13 protein-coding genes are annotated in these 13039 nt (G+C 67.5%); 9 read left to right on the top strand and 4 right to left on the bottom strand.

What is annotated here, in order from left to right; all coding sequences use genetic code 11:
* Position 1 precedes the first annotated feature (1 nt).
* The 4 genes from ntrC to glnA form a co-directional block, all read right to left on the bottom strand.
* Positions 2-1417, bottom strand: a complete 1416-nt coding sequence (gene ntrC, locus METUNV1_RS00405) for a nitrogen regulation protein NR(I) (protein ID WP_008057713.1) — start codon at positions 1415-1417, stop codon at positions 2-4.
* Complete coding sequence (gene glnL / locus METUNV1_RS00400) at positions 1414-2505, bottom strand: nitrogen regulation protein NR(II) (RefSeq protein ID WP_008057711.1); 1092 nt, start codon at positions 2503-2505, stop codon at positions 1414-1416. Before glnL ends, ntrC begins: the two co-directional genes overlap by 4 nt.
* A gap of 54 nt (positions 2506-2559) precedes the next feature.
* Complete coding sequence (locus tag METUNV1_RS00395; protein WP_008057708.1) at positions 2560-3039, bottom strand: DUF4124 domain-containing protein; 480 nt, start codon at positions 3037-3039, stop codon at positions 2560-2562.
* 179 nt (positions 3040-3218) lie between these two features.
* The gene (glnA, locus tag METUNV1_RS00390; protein WP_008057706.1) at positions 3219-4631 is read right to left on the bottom strand and encodes a type I glutamate--ammonia ligase; all 1413 of its coding nucleotides are present in this window, start codon (positions 4629-4631) and stop codon (positions 3219-3221) included.
* A 344-nt stretch (positions 4632-4975) separates the two neighbouring features.
* On the opposite strand from glnA, the gene METUNV1_RS00385 reads away from it, so the two are divergent.
* The 9 genes from METUNV1_RS00385 (at position 4976) to METUNV1_RS00345 (ending at position 13038) form a co-directional block, all read left to right on the top strand.
* Positions 4976-5425, top strand: a complete 450-nt coding sequence (locus METUNV1_RS00385) for a rhodanese-like domain-containing protein (protein ID WP_008057704.1) — start codon at positions 4976-4978, stop codon at positions 5423-5425.
* A 38-nt stretch (positions 5426-5463) separates the two neighbouring features.
* Positions 5464-6570, top strand: a complete 1107-nt coding sequence (gene nadA, locus METUNV1_RS00380) for a quinolinate synthase NadA (protein WP_008057702.1) — start codon at positions 5464-5466, stop codon at positions 6568-6570.
* 28 nt (positions 6571-6598) lie between these two features.
* Entirely contained in the window at positions 6599-7351 is a 753-nt protein-coding gene (locus METUNV1_RS00375; RefSeq protein ID WP_008057700.1) for an endonuclease/exonuclease/phosphatase family protein, read from the top strand.
* Positions 7348-8523 (top strand): cardiolipin synthase ClsB, encoded by a 1176-nt coding sequence (clsB, locus tag METUNV1_RS00370; protein ID WP_008057698.1) that lies wholly within the window; start codon positions 7348-7350, stop codon positions 8521-8523. The genes METUNV1_RS00375 and clsB overlap by 4 nt, the downstream gene beginning before the upstream one ends.
* Before the next feature lie 53 nt (positions 8524-8576).
* A complete protein-coding gene (locus tag METUNV1_RS00365) occupies positions 8577-8921 on the top strand; it encodes a PepSY domain-containing protein (RefSeq protein ID WP_008057697.1) in 345 nt (114 codons plus the stop codon).
* Positions 8922-9073: 152 nt separating this feature from the next.
* Positions 9074-9748 carry a response regulator transcription factor gene (locus METUNV1_RS00360; protein WP_008057695.1) on the top strand — a complete coding sequence of 225 codons (675 nt, stop codon included), beginning with the start codon at positions 9074-9076 and terminating at the stop codon, positions 9746-9748.
* Entirely contained in the window at positions 9745-11118 is a 1374-nt protein-coding gene (locus METUNV1_RS00355; RefSeq protein WP_008057693.1) for an ATP-binding protein, read from the top strand. The genes METUNV1_RS00360 and METUNV1_RS00355 overlap by 4 nt, the downstream gene beginning before the upstream one ends.
* A gap of 2 nt (positions 11119-11120) precedes the next feature.
* On the top strand, positions 11121-11435 hold the full coding sequence (locus METUNV1_RS00350) for a PepSY domain-containing protein (RefSeq protein ID WP_008057691.1): 315 nt from the start codon (positions 11121-11123) through the stop codon (positions 11433-11435).
* Between the two features lie 100 nt (positions 11436-11535).
* A complete protein-coding gene (locus METUNV1_RS00345) occupies positions 11536-13038 on the top strand; it encodes a CoA-acylating methylmalonate-semialdehyde dehydrogenase (protein WP_008057688.1) in 1503 nt (500 codons plus the stop codon).
* Position 13039: the final 1 nt, after the last annotated feature.

The following is a 13039-nucleotide window of genomic DNA, read 5'->3' as shown; positions in this document are numbered from 1 at the left end:
CTTACTCGGCCTCGCTGTCGCCGTCGCGCCCGCCCTCGATATTGAGTTCCTGGATCTTGCGCGTGATGGTATTGCGGCCGATGCCCAGCAACTGCGCCGACTCGATGCGCCGGCCGCCGGTGCTGGCCAGCGCGCGCCGGATCAGCGTGCGCTCGAATTCCTGCATCAGGTGGTCGAACAGCGCGGGCTGCTTGACCGCGATCAGACGGTCCACCTCGGCCGCCAGCGCACCGCCCCAGTCGCCGTTGGATTCACGCGCCGGCTGGGCCCGCAGCTCGGCCGGCAGATCCTTCACGTCCACCGTCTGGCCGGGCGCCATCACGGTGAGCCAGTGGCACAGGTTTTCCAGCTGGCGGACATTGCCCGGGAAATCCAGCCCCTGCAGATAGCGCATGGCCGCCTCGGACAGCCGCTTGGCTTCGACGCCCAGTTCCTGCGCGCTCTTGGTCATGAAGTGCTGGGCCAGCAGCACGATGTCCTCGCGCCGCTCGCGCAGCGGCGGAATGCGCAGCCGGATCACGTTGAGCCGGTGGAACAGGTCCTCGCGGAACAGGCCCTGCTTCACCCGGTCCTCGAGATTCTGGTGGGTGGCGGCGATCACCCGCACATTGGACTTGATCGGCGAATGGCCGCCGACCCGGTAGAACTGGCCATCGGACAGCACGCGCAGCAGGCGGGTCTGCAGCTCCGGCGGCATGTCGCCGATTTCGTCCAGGAACAGCGTGCCGCCGTCGGCCTGTTCGAAACGGCCGCGACGGGTGGCGGTGGCGCCGGTGAAGGCGCCGCGCTCGTGGCCGAACAGCTCCGATTCCAGCAGGTCACGCGGGATGGCCGCGGTGTTGATCGCGATGAAGGGCGCGTCGCGGCGCGGGCTGTGACGGTGCAGCGCGCGCGCCACCAGTTCCTTGCCGGTGCCGGATTCGCCATTGATCAGCACGGTAGCGTGGCTCTGCGACAGCCGGCCGATGGCACGGAACACGTCCTGCATCGACGCCGCCTTGCCGAGGATTTCCGGCGCCATGTCGGCTTCGACCGGCGCACCACCCTGGTGCATGCTCTCTTCAATCGCGCGCCGCACCAGTTCGATCGCGTGGTCGACGTCGAAGGGCTTGGGCAGGTATTCGAATGCACCGCCCTGGAACGCGGCCACCGCGCTGTCGAGGTCGGAATAGGCGGTCATGATGATGACCGGCAGACTGGGATGGCGGGCCTTCACCTTCTCCAGAAGCGTGAGGCCGGATTCGCCCGGCATGCGGATGTCCGACAGCAGCACCTGCGGCTGGCCGCCGCCGTCCATCGCGTCCAGCGCTTCCTGCGCACTGGAATAGGCTTCGAAAGGAATGGATTCGCGGGCAAGGGCCTTTTCCAGCACCCAACGTATCGAGCGGTCGTCATCGACTATCCAGACCGGGTTCATGGCTTCTCCGTCGTGCCCTGTTTGAAGGGCAGCAGTATTGTGAATACAGTGTGGCCAGGCCGGCTCTGCACCTCGATGGTGCCGTGGTGCTGGTGCACGAAGCTCTGCGCGAGCGTCAGACCCAGACCGGTGCCGCCATCGCGGCCGGACACCAGCGGGTAGAAGATGCGATCGAGCAGTTCCTCGGGAATGCCGGGGCCGTTGTCGATCACTTGCAATTCGAGTGCCAGCTTGTGGCGGCGCTTCACCAGCGTGGCCTGACGGTAGGCGCGGGTGCGCAGCCGTATCTCGCCTTCGCCGTTCATCGCCTGCGCCGCGTTGCGCGCGATGTTCAGAACCACCTGGATGAGCTGTTCCCGGTCGGCGACCAGATCCGGCAGGCTGGTGTCGTAGTCGCGCTGCACCCGCACCTTCGGATATTCCGATGCGATCAGCAGCCGCACCCGCTCCAGCACCTCATGCACGCTGACCGTGGTGACCTGCATCGCGCGATGCGAATGCAGCAGACGGTTCATCAGGTCCTGCAGGCGGTCGCTTTCCTTGATGATGACCTGGGTGTATTCGCGCAGTTCCGGCCGCTCCAGCTCGCCTTCGAGCAGCTGTGCGGCGCCGCGTATGCCGCCGAGCGGGTTCTTGATTTCGTGCGCGAGATTGCGGATGAGCTCGCGGTTGGCCTGTTGCTGCTGCAGCAGCTGCTCTTCGCGCGCCACCCGCAGCTGCTGATCGATGGGACGGAATTCCAGCAGGATGCGGGCATTTTCCGCCTGCACCGGAGACACCGTGCAGTCCAGCTGCAGCGGCCCGCCGAGCAGGCGATCGACCGTGAGGTTGTGGCCGGTATAGCTCCAGTCGTTGGCCAGCGCGTTGTCGAGTGCGCTGTCCAGACCGTGGGCCGATCCGATCAGCCGGTCGCAGTGCTTGCCCACCAGCTTGATCGCACTGACGGCGAACAGGTTTTCAGCGGCGGGATTGAGATAGACGATATGGCGCCCTGCGTCGAGCAGGGCGACCGCACTGGCCAGAAGTTCCAGCCCGTGGAAGCGCTCGGGCCAGTGATGCGGGGACAGTCGGGGCGTGGTCGGCGTCATGGCACCGAACCACGCAAGAAGCGAGCCAGAGCGCAGGCTCTGTGCCCGCCTGCGTCAGGGCAGCTTGGACAGCTCCTTGCGCAGGGCATCGACATTCCGTTCGTGCAGAGAAACATTGTCCTTCAGCCCCTGGATGCGATCGAGATACTTCTGGTAGTTGCGCTCGTCGCCCAGGCGCACCGCCTCGCCCTCGGCCAGCGCCTTGCGTGCGGCTTCCAGGCTTTTCGATTCGGTATCCAGCTCGGCTTCGAGGATGCGGCGGCGCTCGCCGTCGCGCGCCTTCTGCTGGTCGCCGCTCACGCTTGGAAAGCTGCCACCGGAATTCGCCGGCTTCGCGGGCGCCGCCGCCGGACCGGGGACGGAACTGACCGGCATTTCGCTGGACAGCGTCTTGCAGCCGCGCGCATTCGACTTGTCGTTGGTGTAGGTCACGTGACCATCGGGACCGACGCACTTGAACACGTCGGCATGGGCCGGCAGCACGCACAGTGCGGCGGCGGTGGCGATCAGGAAACGGGAACAGCCTCTGAACATGTGAATCACCGGAACGGGACGTAAGCGGGCCGCGGCAGTGTAGGCCGCGCACACCGGCAGTGACAATGAAAAAGGACGGCAAGTTGCCGTCCTTTTTCGGGACCGGACGCGCACTGCCTGCGTCCGGCTTCAACGCCCCGCGTGCGGCCTGCGCCGACACGCGGTCCGGCCGGGCCGGATCAGAGGCTGTAGTACATGTCGAACTCGACCGGGTGGGTCGTCATGCGGGTGCGGTTGACTTCGCCCATCTTCAGTTCGATGTAGGCGGCGATGAAGTCTTCCGAGAACACGCCACCCTTGGTCAGGAAGGCATGGTCGGCTTCCAGCGCGGCAAGCGCTTCGTCCAGGCTGGCACACACGGTCGGGATGAGCTTGTCCTCTTCCGGCGGCAGGTCGTACAGGTTCTTGTCAGCCGGGTCGCCCGGGTGGATCTTGTTCTGCACGCCGTCCAGACCCGCCATCATCAGTGCTGCGAAGCACAGGTAGGGGTTGGCCAGCGGATCCGGGAAGCGGGTTTCGATGCGGCGGGCCTTGTCCGATGCGACGTGCGGAATGCGGATCGACGCCGAGCGGTTGCGCGCCGAGTAGGCCAGCTTGACCGGTGCTTCGTAGTGCGGAACCAGACGCTTGTACGAGTTGGTGCCCGGGTTGGTGATCGCGTTCAGCGCCTTGGCGTGCTTGATGATGCCGCCGATGTAGTACAGCGCGAACTCGGACAGGCCGGCGTAGCCGTTGCCCGCGAACAGGTTCTTGCCGTCCTTCCAGATCGACTGGTGCACGTGCATGCCGGAGCCGTTGTCACCGACGATGGGCTTGGGCATGAAGGTCGCGGTCTTGCCGTAGCTGTGGGCGACGTTGTGCACGATGTACTTCAGGGTCTGGGTCCAGTCGGCGCGGCGGACCAGGGTGTTGAACTTGGTGCCGATCTCGTTCTGGCCGGCGGTCGCCACTTCGTGGTGATGCACTTCGACCGGGATGCCGACGGCTTCCAGTGCCAGCACCATGGCAGCACGGATGTCGTTGTGCGAATCGACCGGCGGAACCGGGAAGTAGCCGCCCTTCACTGCCGGACGGTGACCGGTGTTGCCGCTCTCGAACTTCTCGCCCGACGACCAGGCGGCCTCTTCCGAGAAGATCTGCACGCGGCAGCCCGACATGTCGATGTTCCACTCGACGCTGTCGAAGATGAAGAATTCGGGTTCCGGACCGAAGTAGGCGGTGTCGCCCAGGCCGGAGGACTTCAGGTAGGCCTCGGCGCGCTTGGCGATCGAGCGCGGGTCGCGGTCGTAGCCCTTGCCGTCCGACGGTTCGACCACGTCACAGCTCAGCACCAGCGTGGTTTCGTCGAAGAACGGGTCGATGAAGGCGGTTTCCGGGTCCGGCATCAGCAGCATGTCGGAAGCCTGGATGCCCTTCCAGCCGGCGATCGACGAACCATCAAACGCGTGGCCTTCGGTGAACTTGTCAGCGTCGAAGTGGCTGACGGGCACGCCAACGTGCTGTTCCTTGCCGCGGGTGTCGGTGAAACGGAAGTCGACGAACTTGACTTCCTTTTCCTTGATGATGTCGAGAACCTGCTTCGCGGTGGTCATGAATCTCTCCTACGAGGTATGGATGTGCAACGAGTCGGCTTAGGGTCACGACGAACGGCGCGCGGATGCGCATCCGTTCCGGCGCGATCGGCCGGCGGCGGTCACCCGCGCCGGTCATCGCGACTTTGTCCTGCTGCGCGGCTCAGAAGCAGAACCCGTGCCACGCGATTCCTGAAGCCCGATGATTGTGCCACAGGCGGGCATGCAGGCGATGCGATGCACAAAACGAGCGCAGAGTCGCACCAACACGGGGCACTCGCACCATCGATAGGCACTGTTTTGGTGCAAACCACCTGCCGGCGGCGCGCTATATACTTTCGGCCATTCCACGGAGACGGATTGCGATGACTACGCTCGGACACATCCTGGGCCTCGCGCGCGAGCGTGCCCAGCAACTGCAACTGCCGTACGCCGGCGCACTCACCCCGGCCGAAGCCTGGGAACTGTTGAAACTGGCGCCCGGTGCCCGCATCGTCGACGTACGCACGTCGGCCGAATGGCAGTGGGTCGGTCAGGTACCCGACGCGGTGCAGATCGAGTGGAACCTGTCGAACGGCCAGCGCAATCCGGACTTCATGACCCAGCTCAAGCACCAGGTCGATCCGGAAACGCTGGTCATGTTCCTCTGCCGCAGCGGCGGACGTTCGCATGGCGCCGCCACGGCCGCGGCGGCGTCGGGTTACGGCAACGCCTACAACATTCTCGAAGGATTCGAGGGCGACCTGGACGCCAACGGTCACCGCAACAGCGTAGGCGGCTGGCGCAAGGCCGGCCTGCCCTGGCGCCAGGGCTGAGCACTCAAGCGGGACACCCCGCAGCACAAGGATTCAAGATGCAAGTCGCCACCATCAGTTTCGACCGCTTCAACGCCCTCGCCGACGAACAGGCGCAGGCGCGCATCCTCGCCGCCCGCGAAAAGCTGGGCAAGCGCGCGGTCATCCTCGGCCACCACTACCAGCGCGAAGACGTGTATCGCCACGCCGACCTGACCGGCGATTCGCTCAAGCTGTCGCGCCTGGCCAGCCAGACCGACGCCGAATACATCGTGTTCTGCGGCGTGCATTTCATGGCGGAAGTGGCGGACATCATGTCCAAGCCGGAACAGATCGCCATCCTGCCCGACCTCGCGGCCGGCTGTTCGATGGCCGACATGGCCAACCTTGCCAAGGTGGAACGCTGCTGGCGCGAGCTGCGCGGCCTGCTTGGCGGCGACCCGGACAACACTTTCACCCCGGTCACCTACATCAATTCCGCCGCCGACCTGAAGGCCTTCTGCGGCGAGCATGGCGGCATCGTGTGCACCTCGTCCAACTGCGGCAGCATTCTCGAATGGTCGCTGGCGCGGCGCGAGAAGGTGCTGTTCTTCCCGGACCAGCATCTGGGCCGCTGGACCGGCTACAACATGGGCATTCCGCTGGAAGACATGCTGGTGTGGGACCCTGACCTGGAGAACGGCGGCCTGACCGCGGAGCAGGTCGCGAAGGCGAAAATCCTGCTGTGGAAGGGCCACTGCTCTGTGCACCAGATGTTCCAGCCGTCCCACATCCTGCGCTGGCGCAACCAGAACCCGGACGGCATCGTCATTTCCCACCCGGAAAGCGCGTTCGAGGTGTGCCGGCAGTCGGATTTCGTCGGCTCCACCGAATACATCCTGAAGACGGTGAAAGCCGCGGCGCCGGGCACGAAGTGGCTGGTCGGCACCGAACTGAATCTGGTGAACCGGCTGGCCGAAGAAGTGAAGCACGAAGGCAAGACGGTGCAGTTCATGGCGCCGACCGTGTGCATGTGCTCGACCATGCAGCGCATCGACCCGCAGCATCTGGCGTGGACGCTGGAGAACCTGGTCGAGGGCAATGTCGTCAATCGCATCAGCGTGCCGGCGCACGAAGCCGGGCCGGCGAAGCTGGCGATGGACCGCATGCTGGCCGCCTCGCCCTGATCGCCCGGCTCCGCAGGCCCTGCCCCGCATGACTGACCTGCGCATCTGCACCTGGAACATTCACAAGGGCTTCTCGCAGTTCAATCGCCGCATGGTGGTCCACGAACTGCGGGAACGCCTGCGCGCTTTCGGTGCCGACCTGGTGTTCCTGCAGGAGGTGCAGGGTCTGCATCACGGCCACGCGCAGCGTCACGCCGACTGGCCGAGCGAACCGCAGTACGAATTCCTGGCCGACCAGGTGTGGCCGGCCACCGCCTATGGCCGCAATGCGGTGTATGACCACGGCCACCACGGCAACGCCATCCTGTCTCGCCATCCCATCGTGCAGGCGGTGAATCACGACGTGTCGGCCCACCGCTTCGAGCAGCGCGGCCTGCTGCACTGCGTGATCGAGCCGGACGAAGGCCGGCGCGTACACGCACTGTGCGTGCACCTCGGGCTGACCGCGCGCGGTCGCGAACAGCAGTACGCCATGCTGGCTGACCATATCCGCCAGAACATCGCGACGGACGACGCCCTCATCGTCGCCGGCGACTTCAACGACTGGCACAACCGCGCGGAAGACCAGTGGTCGCGCGCGCTCGGTCTGCACGAGGCGCACAGCCTGGTGCACGGCCGGCCGGCGCGCAGCTTTCCGGCCGCCTTCCCGCTGCTGCGCCTGGACCGCATCTATGTGCGCGGACTGCATGTCGGCGAAGTCCGCCTGCATTCCGGGCCGCCCTGGTCCAGGATATCGGACCACGCCGCACTGACCGCCCGCCTGACGCCGACCCCGATATGAGTCGACTGCTGCCCGGAAACGACGTCCGGCTGCTGGTGTGCGGCATGCAGTATTTCCCGGCGCTGGAACAGGCGATCAACGCTGCGCGCAGCGAAATCTTCCTGGAAACCTACATCTTCGCCGACGACGATACCGGCCGCCGCATCGCCACCGCGCTGGCCCGCGCGGCACGGCGCGGCGTACGGGTGCGGGTGCTGGTAGATGGCTTCGGCGCACGCGAATTCGAGCTCACCCACCAGCGGGGCCTGGAAGCCGACGGGGTGCACGTGCTCACCTTCCGGCCGGAAGTGGGACGGCTCAGCTTCCGCCGCAACCGGCTGCGCCGCATGCACCGCAAGATGGCGGTGATCGACGGCGAAACCGGCTTCGTCGGTGGCATCAACATCATCGACGACATGCACACGCCGCATCAGACGCCGCCGCGCTTCGACTATGCGGTCAGCGTGCGCGGACCGCTGGTGGCGCGCATGCAGGCCGAATGCCAGAAGCTGTGGGAACGGGTCGCGTGGGCCACGCTGCAGTTCCGGCCCCGGCTGCCGCGGGCACCGCACTACGGCCATCGCCACGCCGGCCGGGTGCGCGCGGCCCTGCTGGTGCGCGACAACCTGCGGCACCGGCACGACATCGAGAACGCCTATCTGCAGGCCATCGATGCCGCGTATGACGAAATACTGATCGCCAACGCCTACTTCCTGCCCGGCCGCCGCTTCCGGCAGGCACTGATCGCTGCCGCGGCACGCGGCGTGAAGGTCACCCTCATCCTGCAGGGCCGGGTCGAATACGCCCTGCTGCATTACGCGTCGCAGGCGCTGTACGGTTCGCTGCTGTCGCAGGGCGTACGCATCTTCGAGTACCGGCGCAGCTTTCTGCACGCGAAGGCGGCGGTGGTGGACCGTGACTGGGCCACGGTGGGCTCCAGCAACATCGATCCGTTCAGCCTCATGCTGGCGCGCGAAGCCAATGTGGTGGTGCGCGACGCCGGCTTCGCCGACGAACTGCGGCAGAGCCTGCGTGCCGCGGCCAAGCACGGCGGACGCGAACTGCGCCACCGCCAGTGGCGTGCGCGCCCGCTGCACGAGCGGGTGCTGCGCTGGCTGGCCTACGGCGTGGTCCGGCTCATGATCGGTCTGGCCGGCGAACGGGTGAGCCGCCACATGCTGAGGAAATCCTGACGCCAGCCGCGTCCTTTCAGGCTGGTTTCAGCCTGGCCGCCTACACTTGCGGCATGAAACCGAGACGCCTGCTCCTGCTGTTCGTACTGCCCGCCTGCGCGCTGATCGTCATGCTCGGCGCCGCCGGCCTGCTGCTGTTCCACGCCGGCGACAGCCTGGCCGGCGACGACGCGCAGAAGGCGCGCGCACTGAGTCAGCGCGGCGACATCCTGCCGCTGGAGAAGATTGCCGAACACGCGCGCGCGGCAAAGCCGGGCAAGCTGATCGACATCGAACTGGAGCAGAAGCACGGCCGCTGGATCTACGAAGCCGAAGTGCTGGACGAGACCGGCCGCGTGTGGGAGCTGAAGCTCGACGCACGCACCGGCAGCGTTCTGAAGATGGAACTGGATGACTGACATGAAACAGCGCCCTTGCCCGCTGCGCTTGCACAGCGTCGGCCTTGCACAGCCAACCCGTTCGGCATGCGCGGCGCAATGCGCCGCGAAACCCCTGCATCCCCCTCTCCGGGGAGCGCTCAGTGGCTTCGGAACGGCGGTGCGGAACTGACATGCGCCTGCTGCTCGCCGAAGACGACGAAGCGCTGGTGGCCGGACTGAAGCCGGCGCTGGAACGCGCCGGATACGCGGTCGACCTCGCCACCGACGGCATCTTCGCGCAGATGTCGGCGGAATCCATCGCCTACGACCTGGTGGTGCTCGACCTCGGCCTGCCGCGGCGCAGCGGTGTCGAGGTGCTGCGCGCCTGGCGGTCGACACGCCGCGCCATGCCGGTGGTGGTGCTGACCGCACGCGACACCTGGCAGGAAAAGGTCGAAGTGCTGAATGCCGGCGCCGACGACTATGTGTGCAAGCCCTTCCACACCGAAGAGCTGCTGGCGCGCATCGCGGCGGTGCTCAAGCGCAGTGCGGCGGTCGCTACGCCCGGCCCGCTCGCCCGCGGCGCACTGCGGCTGGACGAAGGCACGCAGAGCGCCACGCTGGACGGCGCGCACATCAGCCTGAGCGGCATCGAGTTCAGACTGCTGCGCTGCTTCATGCTCCATGCCGGTCAGGTGCTGTCGCAGCAGCGCCTCGGCGAACACCTGTACGACCACGAGGCCGAGCACGACAGCAACGTGATCGAGGCCCACATCACCCGGCTGCGCCGCAAGATCGGCCGCGACTGGATACGCACCCGGCGCGGCCAGGGCTATGTGTTCGGCGAACCGGAGAGCACGACGTGAGCAGCTCGCTGCGCCGACGTCTGGCCGGCGGACTGGCTGCCGGCTTTGTCGTGCTGGCCGGCCTGCAGTGGTGGCTGGCGGGGCTCGCGGTCGAACGCATGCTGCAGCAGCAGCTCGCCCAGCGCCTGCAGCGCGACGCGGAAAACCTGCTGGCCGCGCTGGAGCCTGCGGCGGATGGCCTGCCCGCACTCGATGCCGGGCGCATCGGCGGCGAATACCAGCGTCCGTTCTCAGGTCACTATTACCGCATCGTCGCCAACGGCGTAGATCTGTCCTCCCGCTCGTTGTGGGACGCGACGCTGCAGCTGCCGGGCGGCGACGCACCGGTGGTACAGCAGGCGGCGGCAGGCCCCGAGGGTCAGTCGCTGTGGCTGCTGGTGGCGCGCTACCGCAAGCACGGGCGCGACATCCGCATCGCGGTGGCCGAGGACAGCGCCCCGGTCGCAGCCGCGCTGCGCGAATGGCATCTGCTGTACGGCGCGCTGACCGTGACGGTGCTGGCGCTGGTGCTGGCGGTGCAGCAGTGGCTGCTGCGGCGCGCGCTGGCACCGCTGGACACGCTGGGTCGCCAGATGCAGGCGCTGGAGCGCGGCGAACGCGACACGCTGGACACCGCGCTGCCGGCGGAGATCGCGCCGCTGGTCGACCAGTTCAACCGGCTGCTCGGGCAGCTGCTGCGCCGTTCGCGCCGCTCGCGCGACGCGCTGGGCAATCTGGCGCACGCACTGAAAACCCGGCTGGCGGTCATGGTGCAGGCGGCGGAATCGCCGGCGCTGGACGCGCACCCGGAACTGCGGCAGCGGCTGGCGGACAGCGCCGAACTGATGCGCCGCTCGATCGAGCGCGAACTGCGCCGCGCCCGTCTGATGGGCGGCGCCCATCCGGCCCGGCGCAGCAGCGTGCGCGACGCGGCCGACGCGCTGGCGCGCACGCTGGCCATCCTGCACGGCGGGCGTGCGCCCAACATCGCGCTCGATCTGCCGCCCGGCCTCACGCTGGCCATGGACGAAGAAGACCTGATGGAGCTGCTGGGCACGCTGCTGGACAACGCCTGCACCTGGTGCGCGGGCCGTGTATGCCTGTCGGTCAGCCCGGCCGACGGCGAGCGTGGCGACGACCTCATGCTGACGGTCGAGGACGATGGCCCCGGCTGTCCGCCCGATCAGCTGGAGTCGCTGAGCACCCGGGGCTTTCGCGCCGACGAGGCGAAGCCGGGGAACGGCCTCGGCCTGTCCATCGTGCGCGATCTGGTCGACAGCTACGGCGGTGCGCTCGAGTTCGGGCGCTCGCCTTCCCTCGGCGGGCTGCGCGTCACCGTGCATCTGCCGTCCCGTCTGGCGCTGAGCGCGCCGGCCACCGTGAAGGAGTGATCATGAAAACGTCCACCACCGCCCTGCTGCTCGCCGCCGCGCTGCTGCTGTCGGCCCCGGTGCGGGCCGACGACGACGACCTGCCCAAGATGCGCGCCATCGCCGCCGCGATGAAGCTCATATCGCTCGAGGACGCCACCGCCAAGGCACTGGCGGCCAGGCCGGGCACGGTGATCGAGGCCGACCTCGACCGCCGCATGTTCGGCGGCTACGACTACGAGTTCGAAATCATCGATGCCGACGGCCAGAACTGGGACGTGCACATCGACGCCCGCGACGGCACGGTGCGCTCGGTGCGGCGCGACTGGTTCGACTGAGAGCGGGTGACGGAGGCGGCGGCCATGCTGCCGTGCGGCGGGAACTTGTAGCGCGACTGACGCACAATGCAGATCCTTCGACCTGCATCGGACGACCACGATGAGTACGCCCACCGACACCCTCACTCACTGGATCGACGGCCAGCGCAGCGCGCTGGACAGTACCCGCACCGCCGACGTGTTCGACCCGGCCCACGGCCGGGTGGCCCGTCAGGTGCTGCTGGCATCGGAAACGGATGTGAGCCGCGCGGTGGCCGGCGCGGCCGCCGCCCAGCCGGCCTGGGGCGCGCTGGCGCCGCAGCGGCGTGCCCGCGTGCTGTTCCGGATGAAGGAACTGGTCGAGCGCCACAGCGCCGATCTCGCGCGGCTGATCACCCGCGAACACGGCAAGACCTTCCCGGACGCGCAGGGCGAGGTGCAGCGCGGTCTGGAAGTGATCGAGTTCGCCTGCGGCATTCCGCAGCTGCTCAAGGGCCAGTATTCCGACCACGTCGGCGGCGGCATCGCCAACTGGAGCCAGCGCATGCCGCTGGGCGTCACCGCCGGCATCACGCCGTTCAACTTCCCCTTCATGGTGCCGATGTGGATGGCCCCGGTCGCCCTGGCCTGCGGCAACAGCTTCATCCTGAAGCCGTCCGAACGCGACCCGTCGCCGTCGCTGCTGACCGCCGAACTGTTCCGCGACGCCGGCCTGCCGGACGGCGTGTTCAACGTGCTGCAGGGCGACCGCGTCGCGGTCGATGCGCTGCTCGAACACCCGGACGTGCGCGCGGTGAGCTTCGTCGGCTCGACGCCGATCGCCCGCCACATCTTCGAGACCGCGGCGAAGCACGGCAAGCGCGCACAGGCGCTGGGCGGCGCGAAGAATCACATGGTGGTGATGCCGGACGCCGACATCGACCAGGCCGCCGACGCGCTGATCGGCGCAGCCTACGGCTCGGCCGGCGAACGCTGCATGGCGATTTCGGTTGCGGTCGCGGTGGGCGACATCGCCGACGCGCTGGTCGAGGCGGTGCGCACGCGCGCGCAGAAGCTGAACATCGGTGACGGCGAAGGCGACGGCATCGACATGGGCCCGGTGGTGACCGCCGCCCACCGCGAACGCATCGTGTCGCTGATCGATGCCGGCATCGCCGAAGGCGCGCAGCTGGTGCTGGACGGCCGCCGGCACACGGTGGCCGGACGCGAGAACGGATTCTTCCTCAGCGCCACGCTGTTCGATCGCGTCACGCCGGCGATGCGCATCTGGAAGGAAGAGATCTTCGGCCCGGTGCTGTGCGTGGTGCGCGCGGCGAATCTGGCGGAGGCGATCGCGCTGGTGAACAGCCACGAGTACGGCAACGGCGTGTCGCTGTACACCCGCGACGGCGCCGCCGCACGCGAATTCGGCCAGCGCATCGAAGCCGGCATGGTGGGCATCAACGTACCGATCCCGGTGCCGATGGCCTGGCACTCATTCGGCGGCTGGAAGCAGAGCCTGTTCGGCGATCTGCATGCCTACGGCGAAGAAGGCGTGCGCTTCTACACCCGCTACAAGAGCATCATGCAGCGCTGGCCGGACAGCGGCTCCAAGGGGCCGGAATTCGTGATGCCGGTGAACTGAG

Source organism: Methyloversatilis universalis FAM5, assembly GCF_000214035.2.
Lineage (GTDB): Bacteria > Pseudomonadota > Gammaproteobacteria > Burkholderiales > Rhodocyclaceae > Methyloversatilis > Methyloversatilis universalis.
This window is presented reverse-complemented; position numbering and strand designations above follow the sequence as displayed.